Here is a 21,785-nt window from a genome sequence, read left to right as displayed (position 1 = left end):
CTGACCGTGAACGCCCCGTCGTGCACTGGCACGGCGGGGCGTTTATCGTGGGGCGTCGTGACCAAAGAAGCACCCGTCGTCCTGTGGTTCCGTCGCGACCTGCGGCTGGGCGACCACGCTGCCCTGCTCGAAGCTTCGAAGCACAGCAAGCACGTTCTCGCGCTGTACGTCCTCGACGAAGCGCTGCTGAAGCCGGGCGGCGCCCCGCGGGAGGCGTTCCTGTACGGGTGCCTGGAGAAGCTGGACGAGCAGCTCGGCGGACGGCTGATGCTGGTGCGCGGCGAACCGGCGGCCGAAGTGGTGAAGGCGGCGAAGAAGATCGGCGCCGCCGCGGTGCACGTCAGCGCGGACACCGGCCCGTACGGCCGCCGTCGTGACGCCGAGGTTGCCAAAGCGTTGGCGGAGAACAACATCGACTGGGTCGAGACGGGTTCGCCGTACGCGGTCGCGCCGGGCCGCGTCACCAAGCCGGACGGTGATCCGTACCGCGTCTTCACACCGTTCTACCGCGCCTGGACCGCGCACGGCTGGCGTGGGCCGGCCGACACCGGACCATCCCTTGTGGACTGGGTCGAGCCGCCGAAGTCGTTGAAGATCCCGAAGCCGCCCAAGGTTTCCGCGACACTGCCCGAGCCGGGCGAGCAGGCCGCGCTGGACGCCTGGCACGAGTTCCTCGACGACGGCATCGAAACGTACGACACCGATCGCGACCGGCCGGACCGCGAAGGCACCACGCGGCTTTCGCCGTACCTGCGCTGGGGGTGCGTCCACCCGCGCACGCTGCTCGCGGACCTCGCCGGGGACGACCGTGTCGGCGTGAAGTCGTTGCGCGGTGAGCTGTGCTGGCGCGAGTTCCACGCCGACGTCCTGTGGCACCGGCCCGAGACCGCGCGCAAGAACTACGACACGCGCTTCGACAAGATGAAGCACGACAACGACAACGAGGCCTTCGAGCAGTGGTGCGCCGGCCGGACCGGCTACCCGATCGTCGACGCCGGGATGCGGCAGCTGCTGGCCGAGGGCTGGATGCACAACCGCGTCCGGATGGTCGTCGCGAGCTTCCTGGTCAAGGACCTGCACCTGCCGTGGTGGCTGGGGGCCCGGCACTTCATGAAGCACCTCGTTGACGGCGACCTCGCGTCGAACCAGCTGAACTGGCAGTGGGTCGCCGGCAGCGGCACCGACGCGGCGCCGTACTTCCGGATCTTCAACCCGACAACGCAGGGCGAGAAGTTCGACCCGAACGGCGACTACGTCCGCAAGTACGTCCCGGAGCTGCGGTCGGTCGAGGGCAAGGCGGTCCACAAGCTGAAGGACCGCCCCGCGGGCTACCCGGAGCCCATGGTCGACCACGCCCACGAGCGCCAGGTGTCCCTGGAGCGGTACGGGAAGATCACTTCATAACGTCGAGGACCATTTTCGCCGCCACTTCCGCGCCGTCGGTCCGGATCGTGGCGGCGACGGCGGTGGCCCGCGCCTGGGCCGCCAGGGCCGTCTCGAGCGCGGCGGACAGGGATTCGACGGTCGGCACCGGGCCGTCGTGCGCCGCGCCGATGCCCAGCTCGGCGACGCGGCCCGCCCAGTACGGCTGGTCGCCGCTTTGCGCGACGACCACCTGCGGCGCGCCCGAGCGGGTGGCCGTCGTCGTGGTGCCCGCGCCGCCGTGGTGGACAACGGCGGCGCACCGGCGGAACAGCGCCTGGTGGTTGACCTCGCCGACAACGAAGCAGTCGTCCCGGCCGTCGGCCAGGCCCAGGTCGGCCCAGCCCTGGCCGACAACCGCGCGGCGGCCCTGCGCGCGGATCACCTCGATGGCGACGCGCGCCGCGTCCTGCGACGCCCGCATCGGCATGCTCCCGAAGCCCGCGTACACCGGTGGTTCGCCCGCGTTCAAGAACGTTTCGAGATCGGCCGGGAGCGGGCGGTCGTCCGGGACGATCCACGCGCCGGTCTGCACGACGTCGAGGTCGGCGGTCTCCTGCCACGGGTCGAGGACCGGGTCCGACGCCAGCAGCGGGCGATCGCCGACGACGTAGCCGAGAACGCTGCCGACCGGCGGCAGGCCGTGGGCCGCGCGCTGGGTGTCGAGCGCCGTCTTGAACAGCATGTTGATGTTCTGGGCTTCCAGCTCCCACAGTGCCCGGTTTTCCGTCTCCGGCGGGAGCGCGAGGCCCGCGTGCGTCAGCCGCGGCGGGTGGTGTGGCGTCGGCAGGGTGAGCTGCTGGAACGTCGCGTAGACGTACGGGATGCCCCGCAGCTCGGCGACCGACCGCGCGCCGGCCACGGCGGGCACCAGGCCGGTCGCCACCACGGCGTCGCAGCCGTCGGCGCCCGCCGCGAACTGCGCGGCGATCAGCTCGGCCGCGCGCTCGGGAATGCCCTTGGCCGTCGGCGGTTCTGCGCCGGTCACCAGCGGCCGCACCGCCTGGCCGACCGGCACCATCTCGACGCCGACACCCGCCAGCCGCTGCGCGAACTCGTCGTCCGGCGGGGCGCACACCCGCACCTCGGCGCCCTGTGCCCGCAGTTGCACCGCGAGCGCGACCAGCGGCTCGACACCCCCACGCGAGTCGTACCCCGACAACAGCACACGCACGTTCGCCACTCCCGCTTCCGCAGATTCCCGGTCAGGACGGTGATTCTGCGGCACGACCCGGGTCTTGCCGCAAGCCCCGGGGTGCGCTATAAGTTGAGAAGGGGAAGGAGCCGGTGCTCCTTCCCCTTCGTCGTCCGGTGTGGACCGGCACTGTGGACGGACCTCAGCCGCGCAGGGCCTCCGACAGCTTGATGCGGCTGCCGATGCGCAGCACGCTGTTGCCGTAGATCTTGCCGCCCAGCCAGGTCAGCACCGCGACGAGCGCGACGGTCAGCCCCAGCGACAGCGCGACCTCCCAGCCCGCCGCCACGCCGATCGAGATCCGGGCCGGCATCAGGATCGGCGAGAGCAGCGGGATGAGCGAAAGGACCTTCGCGCCGGTGCCCGACGGGTCCTGCAGCAGCAGGTTGATCCCGGCGATGAACCCGACGATGAGGATGATGTTGAGCGGGGAGACCACCGACTGGGTGTCCTCCTGCCGCGACACCAGCGATCCCAGCGCGCCGTAGATCGTGGCGTACAACAGGAATCCGAGCAGGTACCAGAGCAGGCCCCACAGCAGCGTGCCGGTGGCGAAGCCGGACAGGCTGAACACGCCGGTCACCGACGCCGCCGCCAGCCCGGCCGCGCCGAGGATCACCAGCTGCGTCAGGCCGACCAGGCCGAGCCCGATCACCTTGCCCAGCAACAGCTGCCACGGCCGGACGCTGGCGAGCAGGATCTCCACGACCCGGCTCGACTTCTCCTCGACAACGCCCTGGGCGACCATCGTCCCGTAGGTGATGATGCTGATGTAGAGCAGGAAAGCGACGATCAGGCCGACGATGAGCCGCTCGGTGTGGTCGGCGGGCTCCGGCGAAATGGCGTCGTCCCGCACGTGGGTGCCGTTGACCTGGGCCATCACCTCGGCCGGTTCCAGCTGCGCGGACGACAGCACCCCGTCGAGCACCTGCCGCTGCGCGACCTGGTCGAGGACCTTGCGCAGCTGGTCGTCCAAAGAGGACTTGTAGGTGGCGGTCAGCTTCGCCGCGCTGCCCGAGACGAGCGCGTCGAGGTCACCGTCCTCGACCTTCTGCCGGCCCTCGGCCGGGTCGGTCACGACCACCGTCGAAATCTCCCGGCCGGACAGGGCGGCTTGGGTCTGCAGCTGCTGCGCGATCCCGATCGCCTGGCCGGTCAGCCCGACCGTGTTCTTGTCCGCCGAACCGGCGAGCGCGCTCTGGAAACCGACGTACCCCAGCAGCAGCACCAGGAGCACCACGGTGCCGACGACGAACGAGCGGGTGCGCAACCGCGTGTTGAGCTCACGCTTCATCACGAGCCAGACGGCCCGCCGGCCACTCAGCGTCCTCATCGTGGTTCCCCCTCTTCGGCCACGGCGCCGTCGGACACGGCGTCGCGGAAGAGCTCGGTCAGCGTCCGGTGCCGACGGCTGAACTCGGTGACCGGCCCGGTCGTCAGCGCCGCGGCGAGCACGGCCTGGTCGTCGGCGCTCGGTTCGAGGTCGAACACGGTGGTGGCGCCCTGTTCCTCGAGCACCCGCACGCCGGGCAGGCTCGCGGCCCAGCCGGGACGCGCGGCCGGCGCGGTGACGACGAGCTTGCTGCTCGCGCTCGAGGTCAGCTCACCGACGGTGCCGACGGCGACCATCCGGCCGTTCCGGATGATCCCGACCCGGTCGCACAGCCGCTCGACGAGGTCGAGCTGGTGGCTGGAGAACACCACCGGCACCCCGGCCGCGGCCTTCTCGCGCAGCACCCCGCTCATCACGTCGACGGCGAGCGGGTCGAGACCGGAGAACGGCTCGTCGAGCACCAGCACGGCCGGGTCGTGCACCAGCGCGGCGGCCAGCTGGACCCGCTGCTGGTTGCCGAGGCTGAGCTTCTGCACCTCGTCCTTGCGGCGCTCGGCCAGCCCGAGCCGGGTGATCCAGTTCTCGGCGTTGCGGTGCGCCTCGTTCGCGCTCAGGCCGTGCAGCTCGGCGAGGTAGACCAGCTGCTCCAGCACCTTCATCTTCGGGTAGAGCCCGCGTTCCTCCGGCATGTAGCCGATGTGCGTGCGAGCCTCGTGCGTGATCGGCCGGCCGTCGAAGCGGACCTCCCCGCCGTCCGCGGCCAGCACCCCCAGTGCGATCCGCATCGTGGTCGTCTTGCCGGCGCCGTTGCTGCCGACGAAGCCGAACAGCTCCCCGGCGCGGACGTCGAACGTCACGCTGTCGAGCGCGACTTTCGCGCCGTAGCGCTTGGAGATCCCGTCGATCTCCAGTGTCCCCTCACCCATGTGCGTCCCCCTCTTCGAAATCCTCGGGATCGTCGTCCGGCAGCGACCAGCCCAGCACGATGGTCGGGATGGTCGTGCCGGTGACCAGCAGCGCGGACAACATCATCGCGCCGCGCACGCCACCCTCGTCGGCGTGGGCGATCAGCAGGCTGTAGATCAGTGCGGCGACCATCAGGAAGGCGAGCGCCTGGTAGCCGATGTAGGTGACGCGGTGGCGCCACTCGCGCTCGCGTTCGTCCAGCAGCCGCGAGAAGCCACCGCTCATCCGGCCGGTCAGGATCCGCAGCAGCGTGAACGCGGTCCCGCCGAGCAGGATGCTGCCGGCCCACAGGCTCAGGTAGAGCCAGTCGTTCGCCACGGTGAACACGGTCGCGCTCACGATCAGCACGAGGTCGGCGGCGACCAGCACGGCGACCAGCGCCCGCCGGTGCCGCCGGTCACGCCAGCCCGGCAGCCGCTTCGCGTGCCGCTCTTCGCGTTCGTCCATCTTGTCGAGCTGGCGCTCCCAGTAGGCCGCGAGCCGGCTCTGCTGCTCGGTCATGGTCATGCTCCCCCCTCGCGGTAGACCTGGGTGGACAGCGGCATGAACGGTTCACGGCTGAACACCGCTTCGACCGGCAGGTCGAACACCGCGCAGATCCGGAACGCCAGGTCCAGGCTCGGATAGTGATCACCGCGTTCGAGCGCCCCGATGGTCTGCGGGTTCACCTCGACGGCGTTCGCCAGCGCGGCCCTGCTCATCCCACGTTCGGCCCGCAACACGGGTAGCCGGTTGTGGATCGGCAGCTCCTTGCCGCGTCTGACCGGGCTCATGGAACGTACTGTTGCAAAAACCCAACGGGTCGTCAACTTAAGTAAACGTCAAGCCTCGGTTTTCACTCTATGCCGGAGCGCTCGGGTCAGGTGAGGCCGGCGAGCGACTTGTCGACAAGCTCCGCAACCCGCGGTGCCGCCGCCTCCGCATCCGACGGGATCAACGCCAGCCGAGTCCGGCGCTCCAACACATCCGAGACGTCCAGCGCGCCCTCGTTCCGCACCGCCCAGACGATCTCCGCCGCCGTGATCTCGGTGCGATCGGACACCGGCGCCGCGAACTCGGCATCCAGCTCACCGAGCGCCGCCACCCGCGGCGCCTCCGTCCCGTACCGGGCCACGAGCCGCGCCGGAGCGTCCACAAGGGACAGGTCCGACCGCGAAGCCGCGCCCAGCAGTGGCAGCCGAGAAGTCCGGCAAGGTGAAGACGGAAGCCCGGCCAGTCGCACCGCAGCGTCGACGGCGTCCTCGGCCATCCGCCGATACGTCGTGAGCTTGCCGCCGACCACCGTCAGCAGCCCGTCCGAACCCGCCAGCACCGCGTGCTTGCGGGACAAGTCGGCCGAACGACCGCCAGTGCCCTCGATCAACGGCCGCAACCCGGCGTACGACCCCGCGATGTCCGCGCGCGTCAGCGGGCGCGAAAGGACCGACGAAGCCAGCGACAACAGGAAGTCCACATCGGACGAAGGAACCTCGGGCACGTCCGGGATCGAACCCGAGACCGGCTCGTCCGTCAGTCCCAAGTAGACACGGCCGTCCGGCTGGGGGAGCAGGAAGACGAACCGGTTGGTCTCGCCGGGCACGCCGATGTTCACCGACGTGGTGCCCATCGGCACCGTCCCCGGCGCGAGCACCAGGTGTGAGCCGAGCGACGGGCGCAGCCGCACCGAGCCGGTCAGCGTTCCGGCCCACACGCCCGTCGCGTTGATCACCTGGCGTGCGTGGATGTCCAGTGAGTCGCCCGAAACTCCGTCGCGGACGCGGACCCGGTCGGCGGACAGCGACGAAGCCGACAGCCGGGTCAGGATGCGGGCGCCGAACGTCGCCGCCGTGCGGGCCAGGGAAACCACCAGCCGGGCGTCGTCGACCAGGGCGCCGTCGTAGGCCAGCAAGGCGCCGCGCAAGCCGGCCGGGGACAGCCCGGGCGCCAGGGCCAACGCCTCGATCGAAGGGATCGATCGTGGCCGCGGCAGCACCGACGACGGTGTGCGCGCCGCCCGGCGGAGGCCGTCGCCGGCCCGCAGGCCGGCCGCGATGATCGCCTGCTGCGCGCGGGAAGTGCTGGGGTACAACGGGAACAGCTGCGGCATGGCGCGCGTGAGGTGCGGCGCCGTGCGGGTCATCAGGATGCCGCGCTCGACGGCGCTTTCATGGGCCAGGCCGAACTCCCCGTGCGCCAGGTACCGCAGGCCGCCGTGCACGAGCTTCGATGACCAGCGTGACGTCCCGAACGCGAGGTCGTGCGCCTCGACGAGCGCCACCGACAGGCCCCGGGAAGCCGCGTCCAACGCGATCCCCGTGCCCGTGACACCGCCGCCGACCACCACCACGTCGACCCGCTCGCCCGCCGCCAGCTCCGCGAGCTCGCGTTCCCGGCGGCGCGCGTTGAGCGAGCCGGACGTCATGGTTTCAGCGCCGAATCGAGCACGTGGGTGAACTCCGCCAGCAGCGCTTCTTCGTCGACGTCCGTCGTGGCCGGCCGCAGCGAGAACGCGAAGGACTGGACCACCAGCAGCACCGACCGGGACTGCGCCCCGACCGGCGCCCGCCGGACCGAGCCGTCCCGGTGGCCGGCCTCGAGGAGCTGGTGCAGCGCCTGTTCGGCGAACTTCTGCGTCGCGCCGAGCCGCTCCACGATGTACGGCAGCAGCAGTTCGGGGTCGACGTCGAGCAGCGTGCGGAACAGCGGGTCGGCCGACAGCGAGCGGACGCCGGCGGTCGCGATGAGCACCAGCCGCTCGCGGCTGTTCGCGGCCGCGGCGCCGCGCTCGCTCGCCGTGCGCAGCAGCCCGCTGAACTCGCGGGTCATCAGGGCGGCGAGCACGCTGCGGACGTCGGGGAAACGGCGGTAGACCGTCATCCGGCTGACGCGGGCGGTGCGGGCGATCTCGGCGAGTGTGGTGCGACGCACACCGACGGCCAGCACGCACGAGCGCGCGGCGTCGAGCAGCACGTCATCGGCCACTCGCGTGGCCGTCTGGCGGTTGCGGGTGTCCGCGAGCGCGGAAGATCCGGCGCTCGGCGTGGTGTGACGTTTTACGTCCATATGTCACACTGTATCGGTGAACGCGCTGATTGACCACCGCCTGCGACGCTCCTGGACCCCGGAAGCCGCCGACGCCGCCCCGCTGCCCGCGCGGGCAGCCAAGTGGCTCGACCAGCGTATCGGTCCGATCGCCCCCGGCGCCGCCCCAGCGGCCGAAATGCCGGTGAAAATACCGTCACCGAAACTGGCCGAATCTGCAGTGGAAGCGCTTGCTGAGGTGGTCGGCGCGGAAAACGTGCTGGTCGACGACGCGGCGCGGCTCGCGCGGGCGACCGGACTGTCCTACCTCGACCTGGTGCGCCGTCGTTCGCCCATCGCGGACTTCCCGGTGCCCGACGCGGTGGTGCTGCCGGCCGGCCCCGACGATGTCCAGGCGGTGCTCGACGTCTGCGTGAAGCACGACGTCGGAGTGGTGCCCTTCGGCGGCGGCACCTCGGTCGTCGGCGGCGTCTCGGCGCTGCGCGGCGACAAGACGTCGGTGATCACGCTCGACCTCGTCCGGCTCGACGCGCTGGTGTCGGTCGACGCCGAGTCGCGCATCGCCGTCCTGCAGGCAGGTGTCCGCGGGCCCGAGGCCGAGCGCCTCCTCGGTGCGCACGGCCTGACGCTCGGGCACATCCCGCAGTCGTTCGAGCGGGCCACGATCGGCGGTTTTGCGGCGACGCGCTCGGCCGGGCAGGCGTCGTCGGGCTACGGGCGCTTCGAGGACATGGTGACCCGCGTCCGGTTGGCCACTCCGCGCGGCGAGTGGAAGCTCGGGGTCGCGCCGGCGTCCGCCGCCGGCCCGGACCTGCGCCAGCTCGCGATCGGCAGCGAGGGCGCGCTCGGCGTGATCACCGAGGTCGCGCTGCGGGTGCGGCCCGCGCCGCCGGTCCGCCGGTACGAGGGTTACGCGCTGCCCAGCTGGGAAGCCGGTGCGACGGCCGTGCGAGACCTCGCGCAGAACCACGCGCTCGCCGACGTCACCCGACTGTCCGACGGGGACGAAACCGAGGTTTCGCTGGCGCTGAACGCGGGGCTCAAGACGACGGCGCTGCGCCGCTACCTCGCGGCACGCGGGGTGCGGCGGCCGTGTTTCCTCATCGTCGGCTGGGAAGGCACGGCGCACGACGTGGCGCTGCGCCGCCGCGAGACCACGCGCCGGCTCAAGGCTTCGGGCGCGGTGCGTGTCGGCAAGGCGCTCGGCGAGTCGTGGCGGCACGGCCGGTTCGCCGGACCCCGGCAGCGGGACCTGTTGATGGACCAGGGGGTCTGCGTCGAAACGCTGGAGACCGCCGCCTACTGGTCCACTGTGGACGAACTGCGGGACGACGTCCGGGCGGCCTTGACGGCGTCCTTGGGCCGGGCGATCGTGATGTGCCACATTTCGCACGCGTACGAGACCGGCGCGTCGCTCTACTTCACGGTGCTGACCGCGCGCGACGAAGCCGACCCGGTCAAGCAGTGGCAGCGGGCGAAGGCCGCGGCGTGCGAGGCGATCACCGGGCTGGGCACGATTTCGCACCACCACGCCGTCGGGGTCGACCACGCGCCCTACCTGAGCGCGGAGATCGGCTCACTCGGCGTCGATGTGTTGCGGGCCGCCAAATCCGCGGTGGACCCGACCGGCATCCTCAACCCGGGGAAGCTGGTCTGAGCACTTCGCAGGGCACGCCGTGGCCGTCGGCGGCGACACCTTCGAGCGCGGCCGCGTCGGCCTGCGGGACGTCGGCGGTGCGCACCGGCTTGCCGTCCACGAGCAGGGGGTAGCGGATCGGCGCGGCGCCGACGTAACTGCACACCTCGGTCAGGCGGGTGCCGTCTTCGAGGGTGATGTCGGGGTCGGTCAGCCGCGCCAGGTGATAACGCGTGCCGCGGCCTTCGCAGCGGTCGAGCACCGCCAGCTGGTCCGGGGTCACGAACCAGACGGCGTGCTCCTCGACACCGTCCATCGCGGTGAGGGTGGCCGGGCGCTGGTCGTCGACGACCCGGAGCCCGGCGGCCCACACCGCGGCGAGGCCGCCGCACCGCGCGTGCGCCACGACGACCGGGCCTTCGAGCCCGAGCCGCGCGCGCAGCCAGGTGATCTTCGACGGGTTCGCGTTCGAGCCGTAGGCCAGCACGGCCGTCCGGTCGCGCCAGCCTTCGGGCGCGGCGTCGAGCGGGTGCCCGACGCCGTCGACGTGCACGAACGAGAAGCCCGGCCGGGTGCCCGGGTAGGGCTCGGCCGGGTACTCGTCGTCGGTGAACAGGGTCAGAACGTCACCACGCTGCGCAGGACGTCACCGTGGTGCATGCGCTCGAAGGCCTGCTCGACGCCGTCCACGCCGATCCGCTCGGTGACGAACTTGTCCAGCGGCAGCCGGCCCTGCAGGTAGAGGTCCACCAGCATCGGGAAGTCGCGGGAGGGCAGGCAGTCGCCGTACCAGGACGACTTCAGCGAGCCGCCGCGCGAGAAGAAGTCGATCAGCGGCAGGTCGTTCAGGCGCATCTCCGGCGTCGGGACGCCGACCAGCACAACGGTGCCGGCGAGGTCGCGGCCGTAGAAAGCCTGCCGCCAGGTCTCCGGCCGGCCGACGGCGTCGATCACGACGTCCGGGCCGAAGCTGTTGGTGGCGTCCTGCATGGCCTCGACGACGGCCTCTTCGGAAAGCCCCTTGCTGTTGACGGTGTGCGTCGCGCCGAAGTCCTTGGCCCACGCCAGCTTCCGGTCGTCCATGTCGATCGCGACGATCGTGGTGGCGCCGGCCAGCTTCGCGCCCGCGATGGCCGCGTCGCCGACACCGCCGCAGCCGATGACCGCGACCGAGTCCCCACGCGTGACGGCGCCGGTGTTGATGGCCGCGCCGAGCCCGGCCATCACGCCGCAGCCGAGCAGCCCGGCGACCGCGGGTTCGGCCTCGCGGTTGACCTTGGTGCACTGTCCGCTGTGGACGAGCGTCTTCTCGAGGAAGGCGCCGACGCCGAGCGCGGCGGACAGCTTGGTGCCGTCGGCCAGCGTCATCGGCTGGGTGGCGTTGAACGTCGAGAAGCAGTACCAGGGCTTGCCGCGCTTGCAGGCCCGGCAGGTGCCGCAGACGGCGCGCCAGTTGAGGATGACGTAGTCGCCGGGCTCGATGTCGGTGACACCCTCGCCGACGGCTTCGACCACCCCGGCGGCCTCGTGGCCGAGCAGGAACGGGAACTCGTCGTTGATCCCGCCCTCGCGGTAGTGCAGGTCGGTGTGGCAGACCCCGCAGGCCTGCACGTTGACGACGGCCTCGCCCGGCCCGGGATCGGGAACGAGCACGGTCTCCAGCGAGACGGGCTCGCCTTTCGCCCGCGAAACGACCCCCTGGACCTCGTACGGCATGCGAATCCACCTTCCGGCTGCACTGCTGGTTCTTTCCGCAGCTTGCCACGGATCACGCGGAGATGGCGACATCCGCATGAGTGAGGTTCGGTGATTCATGCGCAACTGGTTGCGTGTTCCGCAACTCCTGTCCGGTCGGGGTGGATGTGGCTAGGTTCCTGGCATGGCGTTTGTGATCGGGCTGCCCTGTGTCGACCTCAAGGACCGCGCGTGTGTGGCCGAATGTCCGCTGGACTGCATCTACGAGGGCGCCAGGAGCCTCTACATCCATCCGGACGAATGCTTCGAGTGCGGCGCCTGTGAGGCGGTCTGTCCGGTGGGAGCGGTCTCCTACGTGGAAGAAGTCTCGTCCGCCCCGGACAACGGCCGGTTCTTCAGCGAGATCCTCCCCGGGCGCGACGCGCCACTGGGTTCCCCGGGCGGTGCGGCCAAGGTCGGCCCGTTGGACGCGGACACGGTGCTGGTCGCGGCGCTGCCGCCGCAGAGCCCGCCACCGCGCCGGAAGCCCCGGGACGGTGGCGGCAGCTGTGGGTGCGATTCCCGGGACACCGCGGGCGGTCAGCTCGACCCGAGCTGAAGCTGGCGCGTGCCTCCGGCCCCCGGTTTCCAGCTTATCGGGAGGTACCGACAGTTTCGGGCGGCTCCGGCAGCTCCATCGACGCCAGCCGGGCCGGGTCCGCGACGGCCGCGATCCCGGCGATCCGGCCGTCCACCACTGTGAACGCCACCACCGACAGCGGAGTCCCGTCCGGGCGCCACGCCACCACTCCCGGCAAGCCGCCGACCAGGACCGCTCGTCCTCCGCCGGCCGCGCCGAAGCGGGCGCCGGCCGCGACGTTCGTCGCTCCCAGGACCACCACCACGCCGTCCGGGGTGTCGACCGTCAGCTTGACGTCGGGGTCGAGCACGCGCAGCAGCCCCTCGAAGTCGCCGTCGCGGGCCGCCCTCAAGAACGCGTCCACCACCGCTCGCTGCTCGGGCCCGGCGGACGGCGGCCGCGAAGGCGTCCGGACCTTCCGGCGGGCGCGGCTCGCGAGCATCTTGCCGGCGGCGGGGGACTTGCCCAGGATCCGGCCGATCTCCTCGAACGGCACCGCGAACAGGTCGTGCAGCACGAACGCCAGCCGCTCGCCCGGCCCCAGCGACTCGAGGACGACCAGCAGCGCGAGCCCGACCGAATCCGCGAGCGCGATGTCTTCCTCGGGTCCTTCGTCGACCGCCACGACGATCTCGTCGTAGGGCGCCTCGGGCCGGGACCGGCGTGAGCGCAGGACGTCCAGGCTGATCCGGCCGACCACCGTGGTCAGCCAGCCGTCGAGGTTCCGGATGGTCGCGGCGTCCTGGCGCGACAGCCGCAGCCAGGCTTCCTGGACGACGTCCTCGGCGTCGGCGTGCGAGCCGAGCACCCGATGGGCCACCGCGCGCAGCCGGTCGCGCTGCGCTTCGAAGGCCTCGGTCACCGTGTCGGGCATGTTGTTACCTTCCTCCGTTCCGCTCCGTCGTGGTGATGACGGGCCCGGAGGGGCACAGGTAACAGACGGAGGACCGATGGAAGCGCGGTTGAAGGATTCGGGGGACCCCGAGGTGTTCGGGGCGATCCGGCAGATCATCAAGGCGGTGCACGCCGGGGGCGTCGACCCGCTGGTGCTGGAGCTGGTCCACCTGCGGGCCAGCCAGATCAACGGCTGCAGCCCGTGCGTCCACGGCGGAGTCCAGTCGGCGAAGAAGCACGGCGAGACCGAGGAGCGGCTGCACAACGTGGTCGCTTGGCGCGAGACGCCGTTCTACACGGAGCCGGAGCGGGCGGCGCTCGCGTTGACCGAGGCGGCGACCCGGCTCCAGGACGGCGAGCCCGGCGTGACCGACGAGATCTGGGAGGCGGCGGCGAAGCACTTCGACGAGAAGCAGCTGGGCGCGATCACCCTGAACATCGCGCTCACCAACTTCTTCAACCGGATCAACCGGACGACGCGGCAGCAGGCGGGCAAGGCCTGGTGAACCCGGCGGGGCGCCGGTCCGGCGCCCCGCCGTGCCTGGTCAGGCCGGGGTGATGATGTAGGCGATGCCGCCGGGGCCGCTCGCGACGGTCCCGTCGGCCCGGTACCGCTTGGTCCGCTGCCAGATCTTCTCGAACTGGTCGCGCTTGTACACGTTGCGCACCCGGTCGTTGCTGCTCGACGCCGGGTCGTTGGCGATCACGTCGCCGTCCTTCGTGAAGCCGACGACCACCATGATGTGCCCGGCCGTCCCGTACCCCGCGCCGTCCAGCTCCGAAGCCAGGAACGACTGCGACGTGATCACCGGGATGCCGCGCGCGATGTACCCCTCGAGCTCGTTCAGCGAGTGCAGCCGCGTGACGTGCCCGCGCAGGCCGCGCGACGCCGCGTACGCCGTGTTGAAGGGCCAGTTGCCGGTGCCGTCGTACGCGTGGTCGTAGGTGTAGCGCGCCGCGAAGGCCACCGACGGGTCGACGTAGTCCGCGGGGATCCAGGACATCTCTGCTGCCGACGGCTTCTTGCCCCAGTACTCGGCCACCATCTCGGTCGACGTCGGGCTGCACCAGGCTTCACCGCCCCCGCCGTATTGCGGGAACTGTCCCTTGTGGAGGTTCTGCGCGTACGCGGGCACCTTGAGTTCGATCCCGGTGGCGCGCCCCGGCTTCGTCGTCTGGACGTCGAAGCGGTCCGGCACCGCCGAGGTCATCGCACCCAGCGACGTCACCGACGGCGTCGCGTGCGAGCCCTTCTCCCGGTAGAGGCTGATCCGCAGCTTGTACGATTTCAGCGTCACGCCGGCCTTCGTGACGAGCGTGTCGACGTCGACCAGGGCGTTCGCGTCGTCCTGGCCGTCGACGCTGGTGCGCAGGATGTCGGCGTCACCGCTGGCCCAGTGGCCCATCACGTACCACGCGGTTTCGGTGCCCGTCGCCGTTTTGCCCTGCGCCTCGACCTGCAGCCACGTCTTCGCCGGCGTCTGCGCGTTCCAGGACGCGACCAGCTGCGTCGCGCCGAAGCCCTGGCGGTACGACGGTGACGTCCACTGGGCGTACTCGTACGTCTTCGTCGTGCCGAGCTCGGGCTCGGTGTGCTCGACCGAGCCGATCGGACGCGTGATGCGCAGGCCGTCGTGGGTGAGCGCGAGCCCGGCGAACTGGCCTTCGTGGAGGCGGCCGCCGGACCACTCGTGGTAGTCGATCGCCTCGTCGTCCCCCGGCCGGGCGGGTCCCGCCTCCGCGACCTGCGCGGTTACCGCAGTCAACATGACAACCGACAATAAGGTGAACAGACTGCGTACGCGCATCCCGGCTCCTCGTTCGACCCACCCAGTAGCCAGGGATTTTTGCCGGTCGGGCCCGGTATGTAAACAGGTACCTAGAGGACGGCCTGCGTCTGTGTCACTTTCGCGACCAACTTGCCGTCGTCGTCGTGGATTTCGGTCTCCACCACGACGAACTTCCGGCCGGCGTGCAGTGGTCTGGACGACGCAGTCGCGTAGCCCGAACGCACGGCACGCAGGAAGTTCGTCTTCGACTCGACGGTCGTCGTGCCCTGCGCGCCCTCGGGCAGGTTGAGGAACGCGCACACGGCGCCGGTCGAGTCGGCCAGCGCCATGAGCGCGCCCCCGTGCAGCGCGCCGCCGAGCGTGCAGAGGCTCTCGTCCCACTTCAGCCGGCTGCGGACGAGCGCCGCCGCGTGCTCCACGACCTCGACGCCGAGGCGTTCGGAGAACGGCATGGAGCGGTGGAAGAGCTGGGTGCCCTCGGGATCGGTCATGCCGCCACATTGCCGGAGACGGCGGCGCGACGTCGATTACCTCCGGGGTAACGCGCGTCAGCCCAGCGGGTTCACCAGCAGCAGCTCGGTGTTGTGGTCCTCCGCGGCGCCGACCCGGCCCAGGTCGACGTGGATGTCGTTGTAGGACAGTTCGCGGTACAGCGACGCAAGCGCTTGCGGCGTCCGGGCGTCGTAGTCCACGGCGTACGGCGCTTCGGCCTCGATCAGGGTCGTGAACAGCGACAACGTGCCGTCGGCGTTGTCCGCGACCTCGACGATCCGGGCGTGCTGCGGGAAGTCGACGTGCGACGCGGTGTTGATCTCCCAGAAGCCCTGCTGCGGCGTGCTGCCGGCGTGCGGGGTGATCTTGTTGAGGTGCGTGTGGCCGTTGACCCACGCCAGCACGTTCGGGAACCGCTTGAGCAGCGCGACGAACGCGTTGCCGTCCAGACGCGGGTCGAGCAGGTGGCGCGAGTCCGGCAGCAGGTTGCCCATCGAGCCGCTGGTGTGGTGGCTGAACAGGACGAACAGCTCGTCGGTGACGCTGTGGGTGACCTTGCGGCCGAAGAAGTCGTAGTAGGTCGAGCTGCTGCGCTTGAGCGTCGACTCGACCCAGTTGTACTGCGCGAGGCCGATCGAGCCGTCGGCGAATCCCGCGTCCGTCGTGGTGTCGAGGCTGATGCCGGTGATGCCCGGCGCGATCCGGAAGGTGTAGTAGACGTTCTTGCCGTCGGCGTTGGCGCTGGTGAAGCCGTGCCCGACCGGGCCGGGGCCGGTGTTCGCGGCGTCGAGGTGCGCCTGCACGAACTGGCCGGTGCTGAACGGGCGGCGGCGCGCGTCCGGCGTGATCTCGCGGATCGTGCCGCTGCCGCCGAACAGCTCGGCGACGGGGATGCTGGAGCCGGGCTTCTTGATGGCGGCCGCGAGCTTCTTCGCGGTGGTCTCGTCCTTGCCGATGACCTTGTACTTCCCGGTGTACCAGGCGTCGATGCCCGGGATCTGCGCCGGCAGCGAGCCGACGATGCTGTCGTCGTGGTTGCCGAAGGTGCAGAACCACGGCACGTCGAGGCCGGGCGCGGTGAACGTCCGCTGGCCGGCTTCGAGCAGGCCGGGCAGCTGCGGGAAGCCCTTCGCGGAGTAGTCGTCGCCGACGCCGGGGATCGACGGGTTCCAGAATTCGTCGTTGCCCGAGCTCTGGACACCTTCGTAGGCGTTGGTGTCGCCGGAGTTCGGCGTGACGCTGCCGCCGTTGAGGACCTTGAGGAACCAGTCGAGCTCGATCAGCTCGTGGTTGTCGGTGTTGTCGCCGGTGGTGACCATGAGGTCGAACGGCCGCCCGGTGAACGGGCCCTGCCGCACGCTGTTGACCCGCTCGACGAGCGCGCTGGTGGCGACGGTGCCGAGCGCCTCCTGCGGCCGGTGCGCGGAGCCGATGAAGGGGTGCAGGTACTCGAACCGCGCGGGGCTCTCGGCGTCGGTGATGTGCAGGTCGGTGAACTGAACGAACGCGCTGAGGGCGCGGCGCCGGTCGTCGCGGCCGGTCTGCGGGGCGGCGAGGTCGCTGCGGACGACCAACGGCCAGCCCGGGCCGCCTTGCAGGCGGGAGTACGTCGCGGTGCTGCCGCCGGTGGCGACCTGTTCGAGCGTGGTCCCGGTGGTGGAGACCGAGCGCGTGCCGGTGAGCCGCAGCGCGCGGTCGAGGGCGTTCGCGGTGGGTGTGCACAGCAGGAGTCCGAGACCGGCGGCGCTCGCGGTGGCGAAGGTGCGCCGGGTGAGTTCGGCCATGGTGTTCGCTCCCCAGTTTCTCGGTTGCCAGCACCGTGCCGGACGCCGGTGTCCGGGCGGTGAACGTGACATTTCGAGCTACCCTGTCACGGGTGTCGGGGTGGGTGTACCGCCGAAGGTCGTGGTCATTTCCGCCGGTGCGCGAGGCCGTCGAGGATGACTTCGGTGCCCAGCCGGAAGAGGTCGTCGGCGGTCGTCTCGGCGAAGATCGGCCCGAGGGCCTTGACGGTGGGGAAGTTGTCCAAGCTGTCCTGAAAGGCTTGTGCCGCTTCGGGATCCGGGCGCGCGGGCGCTTCGGCCGACGCGAGGACGTAGGCGGTGAGCAGGCGGGCGATGCCGGCGGTGTCCTCGAGCGAGAAACCGGCGTTCCGGAGGATCCGCGCGGTGGTTTCGATGTGGGCGAGCCGGTTCGGGCCCGGCGGGCGTTCGCGGAGCAGGGTCGCGGCGTCGCGGTGCTTCAGGAGCAGCGCGCGGAACTGGGTGAGGCCCTGTTCGAGCTGGTGCTGCCACGGCTGGGTTTCGTCGATCTCGAAGGCGTCTTCGCAGATGGTCTCGGCGAGGAGGTCGAAGAGCTGGGCCTTGTCCTTGACGTGCCAGTAGAGGGTCGGCGAGCTGACACCGAGCCGCGCGGCGAGCCGCCGGGTGCTCAGCTCACCGAGGCCGACCTCGTCGAGCAGGGCCAGCGCGGCTTCGGTGATCTGCCGCCGGTCGAGGGTGCCTTTGCGCGCCACGCGGCGGACTCTATCAGTGGTAGATTGATGTCTATCGCTGATAGAGACGGGGGTCTTCCATGCTGTGGACGTCGGGTTTGCGCTGGTGGGTGGCGGTGTGTTCGGTGGTCTTCGGCTTGGGGACCGCGGTGCAGAACTTCGTGGTGATCAACGCTTCGCTGGTGGCGCGCGCGGCCGAGCTGGCGGGGTCGCCGGCTTCGGACGGCTTTCTGGTGGGGCTGCGGCTGGTCGGGGCTGTCTACCTGGTGGGGAACCTGCTGGGGGTACTGGCTTTGACCGGCCGGGCGTGGGTGTTCTGGGTGGTGCTGGCGGTGAATGCGACGCAGGCGGCGGGCGTGTTCGTGATCCCGCCGGCGGTGTTCCGGGCTTCCGTCGAGTTGTCCGGGTGGGCAGGGCTGCTGCCGTCGCTGGTGACGGACGGCGGGGCGCTGGTGCTGACGGTGGTGTTGCTCGGGCGGCTGGTGCGGTGGCGGCTGAGGTCGCGGGGCGAACCAGCCGGTGTGGCGCGGTGAGTGAGGTTGGTTGCCGATGGCGGATCCGGGACGTTGAGCGGCCCGAATCCGCCATCGGCGCGAGGTTGAGTCGCGGTGCCGGCTTGGCGTCGCGTTGCATCCGGCGGTCGGCCCGAGGTCCGGCGGCTACGACAGTCCGGGAGGGCGGCCGAGCCCGGAGATCAGCAGGCGATGCCGCAAGCTCCGGCCGCGGCGAACATCCCGAAGAAGAACAGCATGAACATCAGCGCCGGGATCACGGCGAGGATTCCGCAGACCAAGCCCGCGATCGCCATGCCCTTGCCCGAATAGCCCGGTTTGCCGCACTGGACCATCCCGGCCCAGGACAAGCCGATCGCCAGGAAGCCCAGCAGCAGGTCGATGAACGGGATCCAGAAGGTGAACAGCGCGATGATGCCGATGACCATGCCCGCCACCGCGACGCCGCTCGTGCGCAACATCGGGTACGCCGCCATTCCGTAAGGCTGAGCGGCGTACGGCTGCGCATACGGCTGGACCCCGTAAGCCGGGTACGGCTGCGGCTGTGTCACGTACGGCTGCACCGCGTACTGCGGCGCCGACGGCGGGTAAAACGGCTCGGCCGGCTGCTGCTCCGGCTGGTAAGGGTCGTAACTGGTCACACTGCACCTGCTTCTGTCCGTCCACACCCGAAGTCGCCCATGGGACTCCGCACGTTACTGATCACTTCAGGCCGGACTCCGTCACCCCGCGCACCAGGTACCGCTGCAGGAACCCGAACAGCAGCACGATCGGCAGGATCGACACCGCCGCGGCCAGGAACAGCAGGTTCAGCTGCGGGTTCTGCGCCGTCAGCAGCCCGGACAGCGCCACCTGGACCGTCCACGAATCCGGGGACTGGGCGATGATCAGCGGCCACAGGAACGCGTTCCAGCTGCCGATCACCGTGATCACCGCGATCGCCGCGAAGAACCCTCGTGAGTTCGGGACCACGATCCGCCAGAACACGCCCCAGCGGGACAGCCCGTCCACCCGGCCCGCCTCCTCCAGCTCGCGCGGGAAGTCCAGGAAGTACTGCCGGAACAGGAACACGCTGAACGCGCTGAACAGGCCCGGAATCACCAGGCCGCGGAAGTCCGACAGCCAGCCGAGCGTCGAGACCACCACGAAGCTCGGCACGAACGTCACCGACGTCGGGATCATCAGCGTCCCCAGCACCGAGTAGAACACCAGCCGTGAGTGCCGGTAGGGGATGCGCGCCAGGCCGTAGCCCGCCAGTGAGCAGATCACCAGCAGGCCGACCGTCTGCAGGGCCGAGACCAGCAGCGAGTTCAGCAGGCTGCGTCCGAACGGGACGTCCGAAAGGGAGAACAACCGCGAGAAGTTCTCCCAGTGCACTGTGGACGGAAAGAACGTCCACTGCGGAGCGGTGATCTCGGCTCGGGACGCCAGGCCGTTGCGCACCAGCAGGTAGAACGGCAGCAGGAACAGGATCGCGGCCACGATCAGCGCCGTCCAGCGCAGGAACGCCCTCATGACGCGCGCCCGAAGCGGAGGACGCGGCCTTGGAGCAGCGTCACCAGGGCGATGATCAGCGCCAGGATCACCGCGCCCGCGCTGCCGCGGCCGAGGTCCTGGCCGCCCGAGCCCAGGGACGTGTAGTACAGGTACACCAACGGTGGCCGTGCGAACGGCGGGTAGCCGCGGGAGCCGCCCATGATGTTGTAGAACTCGTCGAACGCCTGGTACGCGTTGATCAGGTTCAGCAACAGCACGGCGACCGCCGTCGAGCGCAGCTGGGGCAGCGTCACGTACCGGAACACCTGCCAGCCCGGCTTCGCGCCGTCGAGCCACGCCGCTTCGTACAGGTGCTGGGGGATCCGCTGCAGCGCCGCGATGAACAGGATCATGTAGAACCCGAGCTGCAGCCACAGCCGCGCCGTCACCAGCACGATCCAGTACAACGGCGGGTCGACCGTGCCCGTCCAGGCCACCGGATCCGCGCCGAACAGCGCGAGCACCGAGTTCGCCAGTCCATATCGGACACCCGAGAACAGGGACGTCTTCCAGATCAGCGACGCCACCACGTACGAGCACGCGAACGGCAGGAAGAACACCGACCGGAAGAACGCCCGCGCGAACCGCAGCTGGTTGACGCCGAGCGCCAGCGCCAGGGACAGCACGAAGGTCAGCGGCACGATGAACACCGCGAACACGCTGAACGTGCCCAGGCTGGACAGGAACGGTTCGTCGGTGAGCATGTGCCCGTAGTTGTCCAGCCCGACGAACTCCGTCGGCGTCACCGTGTTGCGCGCGTCGAAGAACGACAGGTACGCGCTCCAGCCGATCGGCAGGTACGCGAAGACCGCGAGCCCCAGCAGGAACGGCCCGACGAACAGCCAGAACGCGCGCGCGTCGCGCCCTTTCATCCGAACAGGCGCTTGAGCTCGGACTTGGCCACCTCGACCGCCGTCTTGGTCTGGGCGACCGGGTCCGCTCCCTCCTTCGCGATCTTCGCGACCGCGTCGGACAGTGCCGTGTTCGACTGCTGTGTCCACACCGGACCGCCGACCAGGTGGCTGTTCTCCTTGACGAAGCGAGCGGCGTCGGCGGCCGGGCCGGTCTTCAGGCTGTCCGCGCGGTAGATCAGGCTCTGCCGCGCCGGGACGTGGAAGCCGAACTTCGTCGCGAACTCCAGCTGGTTGTTCGTCTGGTCGACCCAGAGCCACTTGACGAACGCCTTGGCCTCGGCGACGTGGATGCTCTTGGCGTTGACCATCGCGCCGTACGCGCCGACCGGCACCGACGGCGCGCCCGTCGCGTCGAGCTTCGGGAACGGCAGCACGCCGAAGTCGTCGTCGAACGCGGAGCGGATCTTCGGCACGTTCCACAGCCCGGTCCACTGCATCGCGGCCAGCCCGTCGATGAACGCGCCCGGGTCCGACCAGTCGGCGGGGGCGCCGAGCAGCAGGGAACCGTTGGTGTTGAGCGTGTGCAGCTTGGCCAGCGCGGTCGCCGCGCGCGGGTCGTCGAAGCCGACCTCGCGGTTGCCGTTCTTCAGGTAGTCCAGGCCGGCCGACCAGAGCAGCGGCCCGGTGAGCACGCCGACACCACCGTCGTTGCCCGCGAAGAGGCCCTTGACGCCGTCCTTCGTCAGCTTCGACGCCGCGTCGATCAGCTCGTCGACCGTCTGCGGCGGCTGCACCCCGGCGGCCTGCAGCAGGCTCTTGCGGTAGAAGAGCACCTGCGTGTCGGTGGCCTGCGGGATGCCGTAGACCTTGCCCTCGACGGTCTGCGCGGCCAGCACGGCCGGGCTGAAGTCGCCCTTCACCGGACCGATGACGTCGTCGAGCGAGACGACCTGGTTCTGCCGCACCCAGTCGATCTTGACCTGCGCCTCGAAGACGTCCGGCACCTTGCTGTTCTGCAGCGCGGTGACGATCTTCGAGTCGTAGTCGCCCGGGTTCCACTGCACGTCGACCTTCGCGCCCGGGTAGCTCGCGGCGTACCGCTTGACGGCTTCCTGGACGCCGTCCTCGCCGTACGCGTGGTACCACTGCTGGAGCGTGACCTTCGGCGCGTCCGTGGGCGTCGGCCCCGCCGAGTACGCCGTCGACGGCGGCGGGTCACCCTGCCGCCCGGTGTTCGACCCGCACGCCGTAGCGAGCGCACCCATTCCCGCGAGCGCGAGAAAACTCCGCCTGTTCCGCTGCATCCCCAGACCCCTCCGACGTGCT

Annotated in this window: 22 protein-coding genes and 1 pseudogene; 5 read left to right on the top strand and 18 right to left on the bottom strand. The window is 70.4% G+C overall.

Going from position 1 to position 21,785, the window contains the following annotated elements; genetic code table 11:
• Positions 1-57: 57 nt before the first annotated feature.
• Positions 58-1,404, top strand: a complete 1,347-nt coding sequence (locus ACIA5G_RS04085; protein WP_395920719.1) for a cryptochrome/photolyase family protein — start codon at positions 58-60, stop codon at positions 1,402-1,404.
• On the opposite strand, the gene ACIA5G_RS04080 is transcribed toward ACIA5G_RS04085, so the two are convergent.
• The 7 genes from ACIA5G_RS04080 to ACIA5G_RS04050 all read right to left on the bottom strand — a co-directional run bounded on the left by ACIA5G_RS04080 (position 1,394) and on the right by ACIA5G_RS04050 (position 7,877).
• Positions 1,394-2,596: a glycosyltransferase gene (locus ACIA5G_RS04080; RefSeq protein ID WP_395921870.1), complete on the bottom strand. Its 1,203-nt coding sequence runs from the start codon at positions 2,594-2,596 to the stop codon at positions 1,394-1,396. The genes ACIA5G_RS04085 and ACIA5G_RS04080 overlap by 11 nt on opposite strands.
• A 163-nt stretch (positions 2,597-2,759) precedes the next feature.
• Entirely contained in the window at positions 2,760-3,950 is a 1,191-nt protein-coding gene (locus ACIA5G_RS04075; RefSeq protein WP_395920718.1) for an ABC transporter permease, read from the bottom strand.
• Positions 3,947-4,876, bottom strand: coding sequence for an ABC transporter ATP-binding protein (locus ACIA5G_RS04070; protein ID WP_395920717.1), 930 nt, complete (start codon positions 4,874-4,876; stop codon positions 3,947-3,949). Before ACIA5G_RS04070 ends, ACIA5G_RS04075 begins: the two co-directional genes overlap by 4 nt.
• Positions 4,869-5,423: a hypothetical protein gene (locus tag ACIA5G_RS04065; RefSeq protein ID WP_395920716.1), complete on the bottom strand. Its 555-nt coding sequence runs from the start codon at positions 5,421-5,423 to the stop codon at positions 4,869-4,871. Before ACIA5G_RS04065 ends, ACIA5G_RS04070 begins: the two co-directional genes overlap by 8 nt.
• A complete protein-coding gene (locus tag ACIA5G_RS04060; RefSeq protein ID WP_395920714.1) occupies positions 5,420-5,689 on the bottom strand; it encodes a helix-turn-helix transcriptional regulator in 270 nt (89 codons plus the stop codon). Before ACIA5G_RS04060 ends, ACIA5G_RS04065 begins: the two co-directional genes overlap by 4 nt.
• A gap of 86 nt (positions 5,690-5,775) precedes the next feature.
• Complete coding sequence (locus ACIA5G_RS04055; RefSeq protein ID WP_395920713.1) at positions 5,776-7,317, bottom strand: glycerol-3-phosphate dehydrogenase/oxidase; 1,542 nt, start codon at positions 7,315-7,317, stop codon at positions 5,776-5,778.
• Complete coding sequence (locus ACIA5G_RS04050) at positions 7,314-7,877, bottom strand: TetR/AcrR family transcriptional regulator (RefSeq protein WP_395921868.1); 564 nt, start codon at positions 7,875-7,877, stop codon at positions 7,314-7,316. Before ACIA5G_RS04050 ends, ACIA5G_RS04055 begins: the two co-directional genes overlap by 4 nt.
• A gap of 97 nt (positions 7,878-7,974) precedes the next feature.
• On the opposite strand from ACIA5G_RS04050, the gene ACIA5G_RS04045 reads away from it, so the two are divergent.
• Positions 7,975-9,594 (top strand): FAD-binding oxidoreductase, encoded by a 1,620-nt coding sequence (locus ACIA5G_RS04045; RefSeq protein ID WP_395920712.1) that lies wholly within the window; start codon positions 7,975-7,977, stop codon positions 9,592-9,594.
• Here the strand turns inward: ACIA5G_RS04045 and ACIA5G_RS04040 are convergent.
• Together ACIA5G_RS04040 and ACIA5G_RS04035 are read right to left on the bottom strand one after the other, a co-directional pair.
• On the bottom strand, positions 9,572-10,126 hold the full coding sequence (locus tag ACIA5G_RS04040; RefSeq protein WP_395920711.1) for a gamma-glutamylcyclotransferase: 555 nt from the start codon (positions 10,124-10,126) through the stop codon (positions 9,572-9,574). The genes ACIA5G_RS04045 and ACIA5G_RS04040 overlap by 23 nt on opposite strands.
• A gap of 65 nt (positions 10,127-10,191) precedes the next feature.
• The gene (locus ACIA5G_RS04035) at positions 10,192-11,289 is read right to left on the bottom strand and encodes an S-(hydroxymethyl)mycothiol dehydrogenase (RefSeq protein ID WP_395920710.1); all 1,098 of its coding nucleotides are present in this window, start codon (positions 11,287-11,289) and stop codon (positions 10,192-10,194) included.
• A gap of 163 nt (positions 11,290-11,452) precedes the next feature.
• Between ACIA5G_RS04035 and fdxA the strand changes: the two are divergent.
• A pseudogene (gene fdxA / locus ACIA5G_RS04030) lies at positions 11,453-11,776 on the top strand (ferredoxin); the annotation flags it as partial.
• Between the two features lie 124 nt (positions 11,777-11,900).
• On the opposite strand, the gene ACIA5G_RS04025 reads toward fdxA, so the two are convergent.
• On the bottom strand, positions 11,901-12,761 hold the full coding sequence (locus ACIA5G_RS04025) for a sigma-70 family RNA polymerase sigma factor (RefSeq protein ID WP_395920709.1): 861 nt from the start codon (positions 12,759-12,761) through the stop codon (positions 11,901-11,903).
• A gap of 76 nt (positions 12,762-12,837) precedes the next feature.
• On the opposite strand from ACIA5G_RS04025, the gene ACIA5G_RS04020 reads away from it, so the two are divergent.
• Positions 12,838-13,287 carry a carboxymuconolactone decarboxylase family protein gene (locus tag ACIA5G_RS04020; protein WP_395920708.1) on the top strand — a complete coding sequence of 150 codons (450 nt, stop codon included), beginning with the start codon at positions 12,838-12,840 and terminating at the stop codon, positions 13,285-13,287.
• A 39-nt stretch (positions 13,288-13,326) separates the two neighbouring features.
• Here the strand turns inward: ACIA5G_RS04020 and ACIA5G_RS04015 are convergent, their stop codons facing one another.
• The 4 genes from ACIA5G_RS04015 to ACIA5G_RS04000 form a co-directional block, all read right to left on the bottom strand.
• Complete coding sequence (locus tag ACIA5G_RS04015; RefSeq protein ID WP_395920707.1) at positions 13,327-14,589, bottom strand: peptidase C39 family protein; 1,263 nt, start codon at positions 14,587-14,589, stop codon at positions 13,327-13,329.
• Between the two features lie 71 nt (positions 14,590-14,660).
• Positions 14,661-15,062, bottom strand: coding sequence for a PaaI family thioesterase (locus tag ACIA5G_RS04010; RefSeq protein ID WP_395920706.1), 402 nt, complete (start codon positions 15,060-15,062; stop codon positions 14,661-14,663).
• Positions 15,063-15,119: 57 nt separating this feature from the next.
• Complete coding sequence (locus tag ACIA5G_RS04005; protein ID WP_395920705.1) at positions 15,120-16,847, bottom strand: TIGR03767 family metallophosphoesterase; 1,728 nt, start codon at positions 16,845-16,847, stop codon at positions 15,120-15,122.
• 125 nt (positions 16,848-16,972) lie between these two features.
• Entirely contained in the window at positions 16,973-17,578 is a 606-nt protein-coding gene (locus tag ACIA5G_RS04000) for a TetR/AcrR family transcriptional regulator C-terminal domain-containing protein (RefSeq protein ID WP_395920704.1), read from the bottom strand.
• A 59-nt stretch (positions 17,579-17,637) separates the two neighbouring features.
• Here ACIA5G_RS04000 and ACIA5G_RS03995 point away from each other — a divergent pair, with 59 nt between their 5' ends.
• Positions 17,638-18,090, top strand: a complete 453-nt coding sequence (locus tag ACIA5G_RS03995) for a hypothetical protein (RefSeq protein ID WP_395920703.1) — start codon at positions 17,638-17,640, stop codon at positions 18,088-18,090.
• A gap of 161 nt (positions 18,091-18,251) precedes the next feature.
• Here ACIA5G_RS03995 and ACIA5G_RS03990 read toward each other — a convergent pair whose 3' ends face one another.
• The 4 genes from ACIA5G_RS03990 to ACIA5G_RS03975 all read right to left on the bottom strand — a co-directional run bounded on the left by ACIA5G_RS03990 (position 18,252) and on the right by ACIA5G_RS03975 (position 21,724).
• Complete coding sequence (locus ACIA5G_RS03990; RefSeq protein WP_395920702.1) at positions 18,252-18,710, bottom strand: DUF4190 domain-containing protein; 459 nt, start codon at positions 18,708-18,710, stop codon at positions 18,252-18,254.
• Positions 18,711-18,771: 61 nt separating this feature from the next.
• Positions 18,772-19,584, bottom strand: coding sequence for a carbohydrate ABC transporter permease (locus tag ACIA5G_RS03985; RefSeq protein WP_395920701.1), 813 nt, complete (start codon positions 19,582-19,584; stop codon positions 18,772-18,774).
• Positions 19,581-20,477, bottom strand: coding sequence for a carbohydrate ABC transporter permease (locus ACIA5G_RS03980; protein WP_395920700.1), 897 nt, complete (start codon positions 20,475-20,477; stop codon positions 19,581-19,583). The genes ACIA5G_RS03985 and ACIA5G_RS03980 overlap by 4 nt, the downstream gene beginning before the upstream one ends.
• The gene (locus tag ACIA5G_RS03975; RefSeq protein WP_395920699.1) at positions 20,474-21,724 is read right to left on the bottom strand and encodes an ABC transporter substrate-binding protein; all 1,251 of its coding nucleotides are present in this window, start codon (positions 21,722-21,724) and stop codon (positions 20,474-20,476) included. Before ACIA5G_RS03975 ends, ACIA5G_RS03980 begins: the two co-directional genes overlap by 4 nt.
• Positions 21,725-21,785 lie beyond the last annotated feature (61 nt).

Origin of the sequence: Amycolatopsis sp. NPDC051758 (genome assembly GCF_044453095.1) — a bacterium.
Lineage (GTDB): Bacteria > Actinomycetota > Actinomycetes > Mycobacteriales > Pseudonocardiaceae > Amycolatopsis.
This window is presented reverse-complemented; position numbering and strand designations above follow the sequence as displayed.